The organism is Spirosoma aerophilum (assembly GCF_054782495.1).
Map to the genome: position 1 here is coordinate 1,138,024 of NZ_BAAGSJ010000013.1, position 17,635 is coordinate 1,155,658.

Here is a 17,635-nt window from a genome sequence, read left to right on the forward strand (position 1 = left end):
TTTCACCTCCGGAAGGTTGTTGTCAAGTAAAATCAGCCTTCACACCAAGGCCGTTCGCGTTAATTAATATATGTCTCTATTCACTTAATGGATCCAGGGAAAAACCCGGCGTTAACACCCCCCGCAGCAAAATATTCACGACCTGTTCTACCCGCTGGGCACTGTCAAGCGGCACAGCGTCCGTAATCTCAGCCGGAAACTGAATCAAATAATCGGGATCCGTTAATTGCTGCATGGTGGCGATCAGCATCAGGATGGCCAGGTGCCGGGACGAGTCGTCGCGCAGGTATCCTTCCCGAACCCCATCGTCCATCAACTGACTAAAGTTCTTCAAGGGTATATCACGCCTGAATACGCATATCTTCTGCCAGGCTTCCGGCTCCGAACGCTTGATGTCGACCCAGAATTCCTGGGTGAAATTAGAAAAGCTGAGTCCGATCAATTCCAGATAGGCCGTCAGTTTCTGCCGTATCGGCAACTGCTTATCGCTGAGAATGGCGTCGGCCCGACGCTCATAATCCAGAGCAAACTGATCAATACAAGCCATTAGTATAGCCGTTTTGCCGCTGTAATGATTGTAGATCGTCTTTTTACTCATGCCTAATTCCCGAACAATATCATCGACGACAACCCGACTGTACCCATACTTCATAAACAGCGTTTGCGCAGCGCCTAAAATCCGTTGGGTTGTTTTTGCTTTACCTGATTCCATATTTTCTATATAATGGAAACTAATAATACGTTTTTAGTGTAATTTGTGAAAATAGGTTAAAAACCATTGGCTCAATAATTCACAAAAATCTAAACAAAGATGGCAGGAATCTTACTTCATACTAGCACATCTACTTACCATAAAGTTAGTCCTATGAAGACTATTTACACCCGATGGTTCATTGTCCTCCCTCTGGTTATCAGTCTGGTATCCTGCCAGTCGAAGACCGAAAAAAAAGAAAATCCAGAAACTGGTCCGATAGAAACACCCACCGCCATTCCGGTGGTGGTCAGCCGGGTTCAGAATGCTCAGGAAGGCGGGCAGTTTGTCCTGAGTGGTTCGACCGAAGCCGAGACGACGGTCAACCTAGGCTTTATGGTGGCTGGAAAATTGAACCGGGTCACTATCCAGGAGGGTCAAACCATCCGGGCTGGTCAATTAATTGCCTCCATTGAGCCAACTGATTATCAGTTAGGCGTAACCATTGCCAACGCCAATGTAGCCCGCGTTCAGGATGAATACAACCGACTCACCATATTAAAAGACCGGGGGAGCCTTACGCCCAGCGATTACGAAAAGGTAGTAACCGGCCTTGAAGAGGTAAAAGCCCGGCAGCAACTGGCCGCTAAAAATCTGCGCGAAACGAAACTTTACTCACCCATATCCGGAATTGTAGCCCGCAAGGGGGCCAACCCCGGCGAGATCATCCCGCAGGGTCAGCCGCTGTTTCAGATTGCCGACATTCAGCCCATTAAAGTACGGGTGTCGGTACCTGAATCGGAGGTGGGTCAGCTTCGACTTGGCCAGTCAGCGAAGGTGACGATCCCGGCTCTTAATCAATCCTATACAGGTAAAATTTCCCTGATCGGTGCCGTCGCCGACCCGGCTTCCCGTGCGTATTCGGTCAAGATCGACCTGCCTAACCCAGCCCTTCAGATTCGCCCCGGCATGATTGCCGATGCCCAGCTGGCGACGAAAACATCTAAGAAAGCGCTGGTCTTACCCGGCAATGTTGTCCTGCGGGATGATGACGGCTCAACCTATGTGTTTGTTGCTGATGGCCCAAAAAAGCAGGCCTTCAAACGAAAGGTAACAGTGGGTCAGGTGTTTGCCAGCGATGTAGAGATAACGTCCGGCCTGACCGCCACCGATCTGGTGGTTACCGGCGGTCAACAAAAATTACAGGACGGTGCGTCTATTCAATTTAACCAACCTGCCCAATGAACCCCATACAAGGCTCTTTAAAATTCCCGCAGGTCACGCTTAGCGTCGTTTTTCTCGCCGTAGCCGTCGGCATTTATTCCCTGCTGACCATGCCGCGCCGGGAAGACCCTAAGATCACCATCCGAACGGGTCTGGTTGTCGCATTTTTTCCCGGTGCCAACTCGGCCCAAGTCGAAGATCAGGTGACCCGAAAGATCGAGCAGTATCTGTTTGGCTATGCTGAAGTCCGAAAAGAAAAGACCTACTCCACTACCCGCGACGGGGCCGTCGTGATCAATGTCGAGCTGGAAGAGAATGTGAAGAATCCCGACGTTTTCTGGTCGAAACTGCGCCACGACCTAAACCAGGCTAAGGTGCTTGATCTACCGCAGGGCGTTCAGGGGCCCATTCTGAACACGGACTTTGGCGACACGGTTGCCTTGTTGATCGGCATTGAGTCCGACCAGCTTTCGTATACCGAACTCAGCGATTATCTCAAACGTATCGAAGACGGTTTACGAACCAATAAGGCGGTATCAAAAATCCGGCGTTACGGCGAACAAAAAGAACAGATTACCATTACGGCCAGCTCACAGCAACTGGCGCAGTACGGCATCAAGTGGACGCAGGTCGTGCAGGTCCTACAGGCCCAAAACGCCATAAAAGCCACCGGCAACGTCAAAACCGACCAGTCGCAGGTGCCGCTCTACGCGCAGGGTTTTTACAACACAGAACAGGAGGTATCCAATCAGGTCATTGGCACCACGCCCACCGGAGCCGTGATTCGTCTGGGAGAAGTGGCCGCCATTAAACGCGAATACGCTGAGCCGACGTCCAACATTAGTGTGAACGGACAACGGGCGCTGATGCTGTCGGTGGAGATGCAGGAAGGTAACAACATTGTTCAGTTTGGCGATCAGGTGGCAGCTAAACTGGCCGAAATTCAGCAGAATTTACCCAGCTCTATAAAGCTGACGACTGTTGTCAACCAGCCGCAGGTGGTGCAGCGAAGCGTCAGCGATTTTATTCGGGAGTTTTTTCTGGCCATCGTTTCGGTGGTTATCGTCACCATTATTTTGCTGCCATTCCGTATTGCGGCCGTAGCGGCTATGGCCATTCCGGTAACGGTAGCCGTCACGTTTGCCCTGCTGCACACCTTCGGCATCGAGTTGCATCAGGTATCGCTGGCGGCCCTGATCGTCGTGCTGGGCATGGTGGTCGATGATGCCATTGTCATTGCCGATAACTACGTTGAACTGTTGGACGAAGGCGTCGAACGGTGGACAGCCGCCTGGCGAAGTGCTTCTGAACTGGTCATTCCGGTCCTAACGGCTACGGCTACCATCATCGCGTCGTTTTTGCCCATGGTGATTTTAACCGGTTCCGTTGGCGAATTCATTTTCTCGCTGCCCATTACGGTGTCCATTGCGCTGGCTTCATCCTTTATTGTGGCCATGCTGCTGACGCCCTTTTTGTGCTACACCTTTATCAAGAAAGGGCTGCATCAGGCCGTGGGCAATGAACACCAACCGACCAAACGCAAGAAAAAGTCGCTGCTGGATTATATGCAGGACGGCTACGACCGTGCTATTGGCTGGTGCATTGATCACCGGACGGCCACGCTCATTTTTGCGGTGATGTCCATTGCCGCTTCGGGTTTGGTCTTTAAAGGTATCCGTCAGAAGTTTTTTCCGGCGGCAGAACGAAACCAGTTTGTGGTGGAAGTCTGGATGCCCACCGGTACCAAGCTTGATCGGACCCGGGAAGCGGTTGCCCGATTGGAAAACCTGATCAAAAAAGACAGTCGGGTTGAAAATTATGCGTCGTTTGTAGGTACCAGCGCTCCCCGATTCTACTACAATTTCTCGCCGGAGCCACCCGTCACCAACTACGGCCAGCTACTCATCAACACCCATACCGACGAAGAAACGGAATTATTGGCCGAAGAGCTGACCGCCAAAGTGGCGACGGTCGTGCCTGACGGAATCCCTCGGGTACGGCTGATGCAGCAGGGTGCGTTAACCATTGCGCCGGTTGAAGTGCGCATTATTGGCAGTGACCTGCGCGAATTGAAACGCATTGGCTCCCAAATTCAAGCCATCGTCCGGAAAACACCCGGCAGCACACTGGTCCGAACGGATTTTAAAGAGGACTATTATGGCGTTGGCATTAATCTGAAAGACGAAGCCAACCGACTGGGGTTCACGACCACCGGCGTGGCGACCAGCATTTACACCGGCTTTTCGGGTGCACCCATCTCCACACTTTACGAAGGCGACCAACCCGTGAACCTGGTGCTGCGGCTGGATGAAGAGAGCCGCCGTAACTTTTCCGATCTGGAGAACACCTATATCAACTCACCCGTTACGGGAAACAGTGTCCCTCTTCGTCAGATTGCTACGTTACAGCCCGAGTGGCAAACCGGCCGCATCATGCACCGGAACGGCGTTCGAACGCTGACGGTGCAAAGTGAAACCGACCAGAATACACTCCCCTCAGAAGTGCTGAAAGCTATTCAGCCACAGATCGCTAAAATTCCACTGCCCGTTGGCTATAGTATCCAGTATGGTGGAGAGGACGAGAACCGGAAAGCAACCTTTAGCCAGATGGTTGGTGCGCTGGGCATCAGTCTGGTGCTGATCTTCCTGATCCTGTTGTTCCAGTTCCGCAACCTAAAAGAGTCGCTGGTGGTGATGGCGTCCATTCCACTGAGTCTGTTCGGGGCCCTTCTCGGGCTATTACTGACGGGTAACCCCTTTGGATTCACGGCCTTTATGGGTCTCATCAGCCTTTCAGGGATTGTGGTGCGCAACGCCATTATTCTGGTCGACTACGCCAACGAATTGATCCGCAAAGGCATGGACATTCGAACAGCAGCCGTAGAAGCGGGCAAACGTCGCCTTCGCCCTATCTTCCTGACCACCATGGCAGCTGCTATCGGGGTGGTTCCCATGATCCTGTCCGGTTCGCCCATGTGGAGTCCGCTGGCAAGCGTGCTGGCCGTAGGGGTTATCTTCTCGATGGTGATGGCCCTGCTGGTGATTCCGGTGCTGTTTGTCATGACCGTCAAACCCAAAGAAAAAGAAATCGCCTATCAGGCAGCCCAAACCGTTCAGCCATGACTACCTATCAGAAAATAGCCATTTTACTGGGACTAATCAGTCAACCAGTTCTGGCCCAAACCAGCCAATCGCTGACGCTGGCACAGGCCCAACAGCAAGCCATCAACCAAAACCGGCGACTCAAGATCGCCCGGTATAAAGTAGATGAATCGAGCTATAAAATCACCGAAGCCCGCAGCCGACTTTATCCACTGATCGTAGCCAACGGTATGTATGCCTACAATGGCGTTACGCGCGACCTGACTTTGCCCCGTGGGTCGATAGGTGTTTTGCCCGGCACAACCCCAATTCCGCTCCCGCAGCAGGACTTAACCCTGTTTGAAGCCAAACACAACCTGTTTCTGGGGAATGTGCTGGCGTACCAACCAATCAGTCAGCTGGGTAAAATAAAAGATGGCGTTAAAGTCGCTCAAACGGATGTTGAACTAGCGCGTACGCAGGTGAGTCAGGCCGAACTGGCCATTCGGCAGGGTGTTGAAAAGCTGTATTATGGCTTGTTGATCGCCCAAAAACAGCAGCAACAAATTCAGACAACGATCGACCTCACCCAGGCTAAACTTTACGATGTAGAAAGTGCACTGCTCGCGGGGAAAACCGATCCGGTCAACAAAGTGGGGTTACAGGCCGATCTTGCCAACCAGCAACAGCAACTGCTGCAGGTAAGCAACCAGATCGAAGACTATACGGCCGATCTCAATGAATTACTCGGCCAACCATCCAGCACCCTGTTGACAGTCAATCCCGTTTCGGATTCACTCCCAATCCTTCGGCCGCTGGAAACCTATCTGGAGGGCGCTAAATCGGGCAACCTGGACGTTCGCCAGGCTGAACAGACCAGCCAGAAAGCCACATTGGGGGTGCAGGCCGCCCGTAAAGACTATCTGCCGAATGTTGGTGTGCTGGGTGGCTATCTGTTCCAGAATGTTATTTCAGATCTACCCCAGAGCAATTATTTCCTGGGCTTACAACTAAGCTATAACATTGTCGACTTCGGGCGCCGGCGATCCACGTTGAACCAGCGACTTTCCCAGCAGAAACAGGCCGACGAAAACCGGCAGTATACCGGCGAGCACGTTCGTAATGATGTGGAGAAGGCTTACAGAAAAGCACGGCAGGCGCAGTCGTTATTACCCATTGCCGGGCAAGCCGTTCAATATCGACGGGATGAATTGAAGCTAAAGAACGACCGGCTGGCAGCCGGGCTGGTTCTGAAACGCGATGTTCTGGAAACCCAGGCGGCTCTCACCAAAGCCGAAGTCGATTTGTATTCGGCGCAGATGGCGTATCGGCTGGCTCTGACAGAACTAGAGCAAACGACCGGAATGTCGCGATAAGCTTTACTGATGAAGGATAAAAATGTCAGGCCCTGCTTCTTAATATTCCTTAGAATTCGCTTAAATTTTACGGATTGACTAATAAGAAGTTAAATCTGGTGGTTAAGTAGAATATACCTATAGTCATTCGTACGGCACGACTATATATCTTCACTCACGATCCTTCTCCACTAAATGGCCGATAGACCGTCCAGATATGCTCAGGTTCTGGCCTGGCTTGATCAGTATGTTATCAAACGGTTGTACACCGAGCGTGTCCGGCGGGTTATTTTACAAAGCTTACCGTTTTGGGTAGCCTCTCTCCTAACGGGTCTGGTGGCGGTTGGCTACGAAGAGCTTTTTGTATGGGCTGAAGAGACCAGTTTCGACTGGATTCAGTCTCACCCCTACCTGGTGTTTATCCTCACCCCACTGGCCTTTGTACTTTCCTGGTGGGTGGTGGCCAAACTGGCTCCGGCGGCACGGGGCAGCGGTATTCCGCAGGTAATGGCCGGTATTGAGTTGTCCAGTCCAACCACGCACGGTCGAACGGCTTATTTATTAAGTTTGCGCGTCGGCTTTGTCAAGGTGATCAGCAGTGTGATTTTATTGATTGGCGGGGGCGTTATTGGCCGGGAAGGGCCAACTATCCAGATTTCGGCGGCTATTTTCCGGGCGATCAATCGTCTTCAACCGGCGGGCTGGCCTCAACTTTCCCGCCAGATCGCGCTCGTAACGGGTGGAGCCGCCGGCTTAGCGGCCGCGTTCAACACACCCCTGGGTGGTATCGTTTTCGTTGTCGAGGAGCTTACCCAAACACACATCACCCGCTTTCGAACGGCCGTTTTCACTGCCGTCATTATTGCCGGCATGACCGCACAGGCGATACAGGGGTCCTATCTTTACCTCGGTTTCCCAAAAGTCACTGCGTCGACCGGCTGGTTTCTGGGTATCGTCGTGCTGGTGGCCATGATCTGCGGCCTGGCCGGTGCTATCTTCGCGAAAACACTGCTCTGGATCAATGGCTACCGACGGCGATTCAAAACGCTGTCCGCTCAGGTGGGCTGGGTTGCAGGCTGTGGGCTGGCGCTGGCCTGTATAACTTATTGGGTGGGCATAGATGCAGCTGGCACGGGAAAGCCAATCATCAACCGACTGCTTTTTCTAAACGACCATAATACGCCCTGGTACCTGTTTCTTGTGCGCTTTGGCGGCATGGCACTCAGCTATAGCAGCGGTGCCGCCGGTGGTGTCTTCGCAACTTCGCTGAGTGCCGGGGCCATTCTTGGCGACGCACTTTCGCGCCTGGTTCGAGTTACCCCCAGCGACACCAACCTGGTTATTCTGGTGAGCATGGTCAGCTTTCTGACGGGCGTGGTGCGTTCCCCTTTCACGGCGGCAATTCTGGTTCTGGAAATGACCGACCGGCATTCAGCCATTTTCCAGTTATTGCTAGGCGGTTTAATGGCGCAGGGGGCTGCCTCGCTTATTGATCCGGTGTCTTTTTATGAGCACCTCAAATCAAGTTTCGTCCGCGAAGCCATGGCGCAACCTGTTTCAGGGGGGCGGAAGAGAGAGGAGGTATAGTGTTGTTGGCCTTATACGTCCTCTGCTTTGGTGGCCGGATACAGTCGCCGGATTAGGCGTTCCATGGTCAGTCCTTGCCCGATTACGGAGAACAGGACCACCGCATAGGTTATGGTGACGATGAAATCTTTTTGCGGCAATTCACTACTGATGGAGAGTGCCATGGCAATTGACAAACCACCCCGTAAGCCACCCCAGGTGAGCATGATGGGCGCTTTGTTATCCAAATCAAGCCATCGACGCGCCACTGTAAAAGGAATAATAATCGCCAGATACCGGGACGCTAATACAATCAGAACAACCAATACATAAATAGGCCATTGACGGAACTCGAAGTCAATGATCAAAAGCTCCAGGCCAATCAGAACGAAGAGCAGAGCGTTTAAAATCCCATCGACAACCTCCCAGAACTTGTCGACATACTCCTTCGTGGTATGGCTCATGGCATCTTTTCGGGTATCATGGTCACCCACCAGCAAGCCCGCAACCACCATCGCCAACGGGCCGGAAATATGTAATTGTTGCGCCAGTAAATAACCGCCCATAACTCCCGCTACCGTAATGATCACTTCGGTCTGGTAGTGGTTTATGGACCGAAGGAGCCAGTACATGACATAACCCAGGGCAATACCGAACACCACCCCGCCCCCGGCCTCTTCCACAAACAGCCAGGTAATCTCTCCGGCACTTACACTTGCTGAGCCATTGAGAACAATCTGGTAGATAGACGCAAATACCACTACTCCTACGCCATCATTAAACAGCGACTCGCCAACAATGTTGAGTTTAACGCTTTCCGGCAGCTTGAACTTGGATAGAATACCCAGCACCGCAATCGGGTCGGTTGGGGAGATCAAGGCGCCAAATAACAAACAAAGGGGGAAGGATAGATTGACGGTAAAGAATTTGGCAGCAAAATAAAGACCCGTACCTACCAGCGCTGTACTGAGCAATACACCCACAAACGCAAACAACATGACCGACCGACGTTCGACCTTCAGCTTGGCGGCATCGGTATGAAAGGCCCCCGCAAAAAGCAGAAAGCTTAACATTACATCGAATAGAGCTTTATTAAAATCAATACCGGCAACGGTTTCTCGAACCAGACGGAATGAATCGGGATAAATCGCATTGATACCGATCAATAAAATTGAAAAACTCAAGGAGACAACCATAATACCGATGGCGTCGGGTAGTTTGAGCCATCGGGCATTCAGGTACGAAAACGCAGCGGCTGCCACAATCAACAAAGTAATTAAACTTAATATATCCATAGACTAAGAGCAGTGTTGCACAAGATTACATTAACTTTCGATTAAAACCGCTTATTTAAACAAATAAGCCTTAGACCGTATTTTATGAATATATGACGGTAAATGATCAAAAATCCAATCGCACCAATCGGCCGGATCTAGTGTCAAAAATCGGGGTCATGTTGCGGGAGCGATTCAGTCTGGAGGAAGACAAAGAAGACGAAGGTGCTATCATTCAATCCATTAGCCGGGGTATTGAATTCAGGGGTGTTAATTTATGGACCTTGATATTTGCCATTTTCATTGCCTCCATTGGCCTGAACGTCAACTCAACGGCCGTTATCATTGGCGCTATGTTGATCTCCCCCCTAATGGGTCCCATCATGGGCATCGGTTTAGGCGTGGGCATCAATGACTTGCTGATGATACAGCGGGGCCTAAAAAATCTTAGCATTGCCGTTTTCATTAGCCTGCTGACATCAACTATTTACTTTTTTGTAAGCCCCCTTCACAATGCCCAGTCTGAACTGCTGGCCCGAACATCACCTACGGTTTGGGATACCTTTATTGCCTTCTTTGGCGGACTGGCGGGTATCGTGGCCAGTTCTCGCCGGGATAAAGTTACCAACGTCATTCCGGGTGTAGCCATAGCAACGGCACTGATGCCTCCGTTGTGTACGGCTGGCTATGGCCTGTCTACGGGTAATCTGTACTATTTCGCCGGGGCCTTTTACTTGTTTCTCATCAACAGCGTTTGCATTAGCCTCGCCACCTTCCTTATTGTCCGTTTTCTGGGGTATCAGCAAAAAGAATACCCCACGCCTGAAATCGAACGTCGGGTTAGGCATACGATCTGGTTTGCCGTATTGATCGTTATTGTACCAAGCACCTACCTGGGCTACCAGATCGTGCTTAAAACGATATTTGAGCAAACAGCCAAACGTTTTGTAGCCAGCGAATGTAATTTTCAATTCCGGCAGGTCATTAAGTACGATGCCCGTTTTAATCGTAAACAGAGTAAGCTCGAACTGACGCTGGTGGGTGAACCCTTACCCACCGACTCTATTAATTTACTCAAATCAAAAATGCCTGCTTATGGGCTCAAAGATGCGCAACTCGTTATCAGACAGGGTAGCTTTAAAGATGTCCCTCCCATTGACGTTGATGCGATTACCAATTCGGTTACGGATCAGGTGTACCGGTACAACCAGGCCGCCATTAGCCTTAAAGATCACACGATTGACTCGCTGCGCCGGTATATTGATGCCTCCCGAACGTATCAGCTTCCGGTTGCGGATCTGCGCAATGAGCTCAAAACACTGATGCCTGATGTTCAAACATTTACGGCAGCACAAACACTGGTTATGAAAGGAAACCGGGAGAAACCGGACACGATGACGCTGGTGTATGCCAAATTCTCACGAAACCACACACTGGCCGATCACCAGCGTATCGAACGGTGGCTGAAAACCCGTACAAAAAGTAAACAGATCAAATTATTGATAGAATAAGGGGGTTTAAAAGCCGGCTCAACGCGTCTGTAAGCTTAGCAAAATTCATAGATGGGTTTCCTTTACCATTCATCTGGTATGATGGCCACGTAACGTTTCCGTTTTACCGGGAAATAACTACGACCCTGGCGAAAGGTGTCAGCCCTTCTGTTCACACGTTAAACAATATTGAACCCGATACTTCTAAGAGACGTAACGGGTTCATCCAGGCAATAACTTATCAATCTTTCAGGCACTGACGAGCACCTCGTTCATGCGCTGCAACAGAGATTCGACATCCTGCTGGCGGGCCAGTCGATAGCGGGCAAACGACACGCCCGAGCCCACTTTTAAAGTATAGGCCCAGTTGGGTAACTGTCGAAACATATCCTCATCGGTGGTATCGTCGCCTATGCTCAGGACAAAATCATAGCTGGTCTGTTCCACAATCTTAATAGCCACCGTCCCTTTACTGTGTTGGGCAGGCTTCACTTCCACCACTTTACTGCCCTGAATGACGGTCAATGGAATGGTCGAGGGCAAAGCACGCAGCTGTGTTGCCAGTTCAATGGCTTTCCCCTCGATATCAGTAGCCTCAGCCATTCGATAGTGCCAGGCAATAGCGGTTTCCTTTTCTTCAATAAATGAGCCCGGGAATTGCCCGACAACCTGGTTCATGGCTGTCCGCACCGGGTCGACCCAATCGCTTTCCGATAAGTCGAGCCGCTCCCAGGGTTGATCTGGTTTTTTCAGAAAAGCCCCGTGTTCGGCCACGAGGTAAAGGGGTATTCCTACAAATGTCTTTTCCAGAAAGGCCCGGTTTCGACCACTGATCACCACCAGATCGCTGTGTTCAGCGATATTTTGCAACATGTCCCTCAATAAGTCCGACGGTCGGGCTTCGGCAGGATTATTCACAAGGGGGGCGAGGGTGCCATCAAAATCGAATAACAACAAGCGTTGTCTGGCTTCACCAAAGGCGGTGATAAATGGCTGAATGGGCAGGTCAGTTTCCAAATCAATCGGGTTGTCTAGTATTGTATCGAATGCGGTGAGAAAATCATGACTCCATCGAAACACGCTGTGATTTTGTACCTGCTTCCGCATCGTTAACATCCGTTTTTCCTGTTCGGCTAAGGGCATGTTCAATCCCTGCTTAATGGCGTCGGCCACCTCCTGCGTATCAGTAGGATTAATGATGAGGGCATCTTTCAACTCCTGTGCCGCACCGGCCAACTCACTAAGAATCAAAACGCCCTGATGATCGTGGCGACTGGCAACAAACTCTTTACAAACCAGATTCATCCCATCCCGAATGGGGGTGATGAGGGCAATATTGCAGCCGGTATATAAAGCCATCAGTTCCGTAAACGAGAGCGACGTATAGGAATACACAATGGGTCGCCAGCCAATGGTCCCGAACTGTCCGTTGATACGACCAACGGTCTCCTCAATCTCCCGCTTAAGCTCCTGGTAATGGGAAATCTTATCTCTCGACGGCACAACCGTCATCACGAATGTTACTTTATCGTGCCAGTCCGGGTTCTGATTCAGAAAGCGCTCATAGCCTTGCAGTCGGTAAATGATCCCCTTGGTGTAGTCAAGGCGATCGACCGAGAAAATTAGTTTGTTAGGCTGTAACAGTGACAGATAGTGGTTCCGTGTTTTGAGGACATCCGCATCCTGCGCCGTCCGGTCAAACTTGTTAAAATCGACACTGATGGGAAAATCTTTCACCATGACCGAGCGGTCGGGCAGTACGATTCTGGATTCAATGATGGGCGTTGCCAGTACTTCCGACACACTCTGCATGAAGTGCTGGGCATAATCGGCCGTATGAAAACCAACGACATCAGCCCCAAGGATACCTTTCAATAAGGCCTGACGCCATGTGCGTGGCAACAGTTTTATAATTTCGTAGGTCGGAAACGGAATATGAAAGAAGTATCCAATTGTGGCCGATGGCATAGCCTGCCTTACCATATCGGGCAGCAGCATGAGCTGAAAATCGTGAATCCACACCAGATCGCCGGGCTCGATCAGGGCATTCAGTTCTTCCAGAAAACGCGTGTTCGCCTGCAGGTAACTCTCAAAATCGGTTTCCCGAAACGACGCGTAAGAGGTGAAATAGTGAAAAAGAGGCCAGATCAAATCATTACTGAACCCCTCGTAAAAACCTTTATGAACAGATTCCTCCATAAAAACAGGATGGGCCACAAAGGTTTCATTTTCCAGAGCCGACGCATCGATGTTTTGCAGGGAAGCATCGCCATGACCAACCCAGTGAATTTTGGCGGCCACATCGCCCTGCTGATGTCCCATTCGCTCGGCCATCGACAGCACGGCCGATACCAGCCCACCGGAATTCTGGATTAACTCAGTTCCCTGCTCCGTTTGTTGAAGGGAGAAGGGTAAGCGATAAGAGACAATCAGTAAGCGTTTAAACGTATGCATGTAAGTTGCGTTTCCTGAACGCTCAGTGTTGTTCGACAAAGAACGGGGTGAAGACTTAAAGCGGACTTAAGCTGTCCTTAGAAACTCCTTAGAAAATAAACGCAGCCAAATTCGATCGGAAGCCGACCCCGACGGACAGAGGTTATGTAGGCACCTGGTTTAGGGTAAACGGGTGCCCGGAGTCCGATGCCCCCGGTCGGCCAAACAATTCCCGAAGCGTGGAAGAAAAGGGCTCATCGTAAACAATATCTTCCCGGTAGGCCCTTTCCTTTTGATTGCCTTTGTGGCCGAAGCAGTACCGGTCGTAGCCTTCACTGGTTTTATGCAGCTGAATGGGTTTCCCCAAACCGGCAATCCGCCCCTCTTCCGCTTCGTCCAACTCCTCGTCAGGCAGTCCAAACTCGACCAGCAAACAGTGATGACGACCTGTTATAGCCGTCAACTCATTCGTATGTTCTCTTATTTCGTGCAGCAGCTGCTCGGAATCGGGAAGCGCAAAAACATCGTTCAGCCGCAGTGCATCGACATGAAAATCCCGAAACCACATTAACGCATTTTCAATGAGGTATCGCCGATTGGCCACCCGTTGCGTTTCATCAACCTGACTCAGTTCTTTTGAAGGGCTATTTCGTTTTCGAACCAGGTAGGGCTTGGCATACTGATTTAATTCAGCACCCTTATTTACATTTTTGTAGCTCAGATCCATGATAATGGCAATCCCATCGTAGTGGCAGGCGTTGATAAATCGCTGTAACTGAGTGGGTCCGCCATAAGTTGACTGAACGGCAAAAAGAAAAACGTTGCCCGATTGCTGCGGGCGCGCATCGGGGAACGAGGTAATGGGCTGGATGACAATGGCCGTCACACCCAGTGACTTTAAGTAAGGCAGCTTATCAATCAGCGCTATAAATGTCCCCTCCGGTGTGAAGGTGTGGACGTCGATTTCATAGGTTTTGTATTCATCGAGGGGTGGATTGACCCAGCACGAATCCTCCCAGTAAAACGCATGGGTATCCACGGCCTGAGCAGGACCATATACACCCTGCGGCTGCAGCATGGAAACCGGGTCAGCAAATTCCTTTTCGTCATCGAGAACAAACGAATATAAATCGCCCGGCTTCAGTTCATGGGTTTTGATCTGCCAATAGCCCGGCTCATCATTAGACATTGGCAACTGTTTGCCGTCCTTATTCAATACAACGGCGACTTTTTTAGCAAATGGTGCCCAAACAACCGCAGTTGCTGTTTGGTAGGCGTCAAACGTAACCCCTAGTACTCGTTTGTTTATGTCTATCCGGCTTTTCATAATCGGGTCATGCTAAGCGGTTTTTGGCCCGGTTAATTAACAGAATCGGGCCATCTGCTTAGACTCTTCTTTAAAGGCATCTCCTGTATACAGCTGCCAATCATCCCTATATCGGTGGGCAGCACCCTATTTGGATCCTCCCACATCGCTCATTTGAGTGACTCCTGTTCAACGGGCAACAGATCGCCGATGGAAATTTTGGTGTATCAAAGAGAGATTCGGACATGCTGAAAGAAATGGTTCAGGTTGTTGCGTAGTCAGTATTTTAGAAGTGACCTTTCTGCCACACGCCTTTTAAAGTAGACTAACCCGTTTCGAGTAAAAAAGTCTTTTACTTTCGTAAAAGTTGGGCAACGCCACATCCTAAATCTCAAAATAGCACCTCACCTTTTAAAATTGGCTTAAGCAAACCTTAGAAATTCATTAGAGGCATACCCCTCCCCTAGTCGATCAGGTGTAAAAGAATTGCGGCCACAACAGGTAGGAAACCTGTTCAATCGCTATCTTTGCCCCGTGAAAACTGGTTGGCGTATTTGGCTTTTACACGTATTGACGATATGTCTGTTCATTTCTGCATTTGAAGTGAATACGCATCAGATCGTGAATACCCGAGGGGATTACTGTGAGGCCTATTTGCCGGTCAAGTATGTCGCTAATTCCGTTCACTCCTCAACGGTTTCCGCCATACGGTCCATTCACCGCACCAGCCCCGCGCAGCAACTAACCCGTTTAATTGCTCTTCCAACCCCCTTTTTTTGTGAGCATGGCAACTTCGATCTGTTCAGCCGGTTCGGCCGAATTTATCTCCGGTGTTGCCAATGGCTTAATTAGAAAATCTTCTTGATCACCTTCCGGACAACGCGCTCATTGTCTGTTTTCAAACTCATTTCAGGAAACCCGGTGGCTTGGCCGGGGCTTAGCTTGTCATCCTCCGACAATGCATAACTCGTGGCATAATCCTAAACAGCACTTCCTGGTAATCACTATACCGGTGACAATAAATCGTTACCAATCCATCATTGGAAGCTAGTCTACTACCCCGCTCGTTTTTAGCCTGTTAACGTGCTACGCTGGTGTTTACCAGCGTTCATTTTCCAGCGCGTCAAGATGGCACTACACTCCCCAAACACAGTACATTCAAACGGTAACAGGTTGGTTGTGGTCAACGGAAATCATTCGTATAAGACCATCCTTCAGCATTAATCAAACTCAATTATGAACAACAAACACAACCTCGATACGGTATCGGCAGCGGGGTTATTGGTCGCCATGGGTATCATTTATGGCGATATTGGCACCTCACCCCTCTACACCTTACGAGCCATCATCGGCCCCAATAATCGCATCGATGCGGAAGTAGTACGGGGTGCTTTATCCTGTGTATTCTGGACACTCACCCTACAAACAACGGTCAAATATGTTATCCTGATTTTACGAGCGGATAACCGGGGTGAAGGCGGTATTTTTGCCCTGTACGCATTGATTCGGCGGCATGCCCGGTGGCTAACCTTACCCGCTATCCTTGGCGGAGCAGCTTTGCTGGCTGATGGGATCATTACCCCACCGATCTCGGTTTCCTCCGCGGTAGAGGGCCTGCGCTTGCTGTACCCTACCATTACCGATGAGCTGATTATCAAAATCGTCATTGGCATTCTGACCGGGCTGTTCATGATCCAGAGTTTTGGTACCAGCGTAGTAGGTACTGCGTTTGGACCGATTATGCTGATTTGGTTCATCATGCTGGGAACATTGGGAGGTCTGCAAATAGCCCATGCCCCCGATATTCTTACCGCCCTGAATCCCTACCATGCCTGGTGGTTGTTAACCCAACATCCGGGTGGCTTTTGGCTGCTTGGGTCCGTTTTCCTCTGTACAACCGGGGCCGAAGCCCTGTACTCCGATATGGGCCACTGCGGCCGGGCCAACATCCGGGTAAGCTGGGCGTTTGTCAAAACCTGTCTATTGCTCAACTACTTTGGTCAGGGGGCCTGGCTGTTGAGCCAGACGGGGCAAACGCTTAATGATCGGATTCCTTTTTATGCCATTATGCCCTCCTGGTTTCTTACCATTGGCATCTGCATCGCTACGGCCGCCACCGTCATTGCCAGTCAGGCCCTGATTACCGGCTCCTTCACGCTAATCAGCGAAGCTATCCGACTGAACTTCTGGCCCAAGGTTCAACTCCGCTATCCGAGTGCCCAGAAAGGACAGCTTTATGTTCCCAGCATTAATTTCCTGCTGTGGGCCGGCTGTGTGGGCGTTGTACTTTACTTCCGGGAATCAGCGAATATGGAAGCCGCTTATGGACTGGCCATTACGTTGACTATGCTAATGACTACGTTACTCATGTCCTATTACCTGTATAGTCATAAGTATCAGGCCTGGTGGGTGGTTTTATTTCTGACTCTGTACCTGAGTCTGGAAGGTAGTTTCCTGGTAGCTAACCTAATTAAGTTTCCCCATGGGGGCTGGGTTTCCGTCCTGATCGGTGCGGCTATTGCGGGGGTCATGTATATCTGGCTGCAAGCCTTTCGAATCAAGCTACGCCTGACAGAATACGTCCGGATTGACCACTATGTTCCGGCCATCAAAGAACTCAGCCGGGATATAAGTATCCCCAAATATGCCACCCATCTTGTGTTCATGAGCAATGCGGCCCGGCAATCGGAAATTGAATCCAAGATTATCTATTCCATTTTTCAGAAACGCCCCAAACGAGCCGACATTTACTGGTTTGTACACGTCGACATAACGGACGATCCCTACACGATGGAATATAAGGTAAACACCATTGCACCCGATGATGCCTACAAAGTGACCTTCCGGCTGGGCTTTCGGGTTGAACAGCGGATTAATCTGTTTTTCCGAAAAGTCATCGAAGACATGGTACGGAACCAGGAGGTTGACATAACCAGTCGCTATGAATCCCTGAGTCGGCAGAATGTGATCGGAGATTTCCGGTTTGTGGTATTGGAAAAGTTTCTTTCTTTCGAGAATGAACTACCGGTTGTGGAGCGGTTTATTATGAACCTGTATTTCACCATCAAATCCTTTACGACACCGGAAGCCCAGTGGTTCGGTTTGGATAGTAGTTCGGTAAAAGTGGAAAAAGTGCCCCTGGTTATCCGACCGGTGGAAAACATTCAGTTAAAACGGATTGTCCCCGCACCATAGCGTTTTTTCTGCAGTCGATTG

General features: G+C 50.4%; 11 protein-coding genes. 7 read left to right on the top strand and 4 right to left on the bottom strand.

All coding sequences use genetic code 11. The annotated features are described in order from the left end of the window. Nucleotides 1–76 precede the first annotated feature (76 nt). The gene (locus ACYVK4_RS16230; protein ID WP_461128566.1) at nucleotides 77–712 is read right to left on the bottom strand and encodes a TetR/AcrR family transcriptional regulator; all 636 of its coding nucleotides are present in this window, start codon (nucleotides 710–712) and stop codon (nucleotides 77–79) included. Nucleotides 713–865: 153 nt separating this feature from the next. Between ACYVK4_RS16230 and ACYVK4_RS16235 the strand changes: the two genes are divergently transcribed. From ACYVK4_RS16235 to ACYVK4_RS16250, 4 genes are all read left to right on the top strand, one after another. Beyond that, nucleotides 866–1,936 carry an efflux RND transporter periplasmic adaptor subunit gene (locus ACYVK4_RS16235; RefSeq protein WP_461128567.1) on the top strand — a complete coding sequence of 357 codons (1,071 nt, stop codon included), beginning with the start codon at nucleotides 866–868 and terminating at the stop codon, nucleotides 1,934–1,936. Beyond that, nucleotides 1,933–5,037: an efflux RND transporter permease subunit gene (locus ACYVK4_RS16240; RefSeq protein ID WP_461128568.1), complete on the top strand. Its 3,105-nt coding sequence runs from the start codon at nucleotides 1,933–1,935 to the stop codon at nucleotides 5,035–5,037. Before ACYVK4_RS16235 ends, ACYVK4_RS16240 begins: the two co-directional genes overlap by 4 nt. Continuing rightward, nucleotides 5,034–6,371, top strand: a complete 1,338-nt coding sequence (locus ACYVK4_RS16245; protein ID WP_461128569.1) for a TolC family protein — start codon at nucleotides 5,034–5,036, stop codon at nucleotides 6,369–6,371. The genes ACYVK4_RS16240 and ACYVK4_RS16245 overlap by 4 nt, the downstream gene beginning before the upstream one ends. A 174-nt stretch (nucleotides 6,372–6,545) precedes the next feature. Next, a complete protein-coding gene (locus ACYVK4_RS16250) occupies nucleotides 6,546–7,937 on the top strand; it encodes a chloride channel protein (RefSeq protein ID WP_461128570.1) in 1,392 nt (463 codons plus the stop codon). Nucleotides 7,938–7,948: 11 nt separating this feature from the next. On the opposite strand, the gene ACYVK4_RS16255 is transcribed toward ACYVK4_RS16250, so the two are convergent. Continuing rightward, nucleotides 7,949–9,211, bottom strand: coding sequence for a cation:proton antiporter (locus ACYVK4_RS16255; RefSeq protein ID WP_461128571.1), 1,263 nt, complete (start codon nucleotides 9,209–9,211; stop codon nucleotides 7,949–7,951). A gap of 92 nt (nucleotides 9,212–9,303) precedes the next feature. On the opposite strand from ACYVK4_RS16255, the gene ACYVK4_RS16260 reads away from it, so the two are divergent. Next, a complete protein-coding gene (locus ACYVK4_RS16260) occupies nucleotides 9,304–10,701 on the top strand; it encodes a TIGR00341 family protein (RefSeq protein ID WP_461128572.1) in 1,398 nt (465 codons plus the stop codon). 228 nt (nucleotides 10,702–10,929) lie between these two features. Here the strand turns inward: ACYVK4_RS16260 and ACYVK4_RS16265 are convergent, their stop codons facing one another. Further along, nucleotides 10,930–13,134 (bottom strand): bifunctional alpha,alpha-trehalose-phosphate synthase (UDP-forming)/trehalose-phosphatase, encoded by a 2,205-nt coding sequence (locus ACYVK4_RS16265; protein WP_461128573.1) that lies wholly within the window; start codon nucleotides 13,132–13,134, stop codon nucleotides 10,930–10,932. A 142-nt stretch (nucleotides 13,135–13,276) separates the two neighbouring features. Continuing rightward, nucleotides 13,277–14,440, bottom strand: coding sequence for an alpha-amylase family glycosyl hydrolase (locus tag ACYVK4_RS16270; protein WP_461128574.1), 1,164 nt, complete (start codon nucleotides 14,438–14,440; stop codon nucleotides 13,277–13,279). 582 nt (nucleotides 14,441–15,022) lie between these two features. Here ACYVK4_RS16270 and ACYVK4_RS16275 point away from each other — a divergent pair. Both ACYVK4_RS16275 and ACYVK4_RS16280 read left to right on the top strand, forming a co-directional pair. Beyond that, nucleotides 15,023–15,271, top strand: coding sequence for a hypothetical protein (locus ACYVK4_RS16275; RefSeq protein ID WP_461128575.1), 249 nt, complete (start codon nucleotides 15,023–15,025; stop codon nucleotides 15,269–15,271). 384 nt (nucleotides 15,272–15,655) lie between these two features. Next, nucleotides 15,656–17,614 (top strand): KUP/HAK/KT family potassium transporter, encoded by a 1,959-nt coding sequence (locus tag ACYVK4_RS16280; protein WP_461128576.1) that lies wholly within the window; start codon nucleotides 15,656–15,658, stop codon nucleotides 17,612–17,614. The last annotated feature ends 21 nt before the right edge of the window (nucleotides 17,615–17,635 follow it).

Bases quoted from the DNA above. Each gene is read 5' to 3' on its own strand.
- ACYVK4_RS16235 (WP_461128567.1), top strand. From the start codon at position 866: ATGAAGACTATTTACACCCGATGGTTCATTGTCCTCCCTCTGGTTATC.
- ACYVK4_RS16265 (WP_461128573.1), bottom strand. From the start codon at position 13,134: ATGCATACGTTTAAACGCTTACTGATTGTCTCTTATCGCTTACCCTTC.
- ACYVK4_RS16250 (WP_461128570.1), top strand. From the start codon at position 6,546: ATGGCCGATAGACCGTCCAGATATGCTCAGGTTCTGGCCTGGCTTGAT.
- ACYVK4_RS16260 (WP_461128572.1), top strand. From the start codon at position 9,304: ATGACGGTAAATGATCAAAAATCCAATCGCACCAATCGGCCGGATCTA.
- ACYVK4_RS16230 (WP_461128566.1), bottom strand. From the start codon at position 712: ATGGAATCAGGTAAAGCAAAAACAACCCAACGGATTTTAGGCGCTGCG.
- ACYVK4_RS16270 (WP_461128574.1), bottom strand. From the start codon at position 14,440: ATGAAAAGCCGGATAGACATAAACAAACGAGTACTAGGGGTTACGTTT.
- ACYVK4_RS16245 (WP_461128569.1), top strand. From the start codon at position 5,034: ATGACTACCTATCAGAAAATAGCCATTTTACTGGGACTAATCAGTCAA.
- ACYVK4_RS16255 (WP_461128571.1), bottom strand. From the start codon at position 9,211: ATGGATATATTAAGTTTAATTACTTTGTTGATTGTGGCAGCCGCTGCG.
- ACYVK4_RS16280 (WP_461128576.1), top strand. From the start codon at position 15,656: ATGAACAACAAACACAACCTCGATACGGTATCGGCAGCGGGGTTATTG.
- ACYVK4_RS16240 (WP_461128568.1), top strand. From the start codon at position 1,933: ATGAACCCCATACAAGGCTCTTTAAAATTCCCGCAGGTCACGCTTAGC.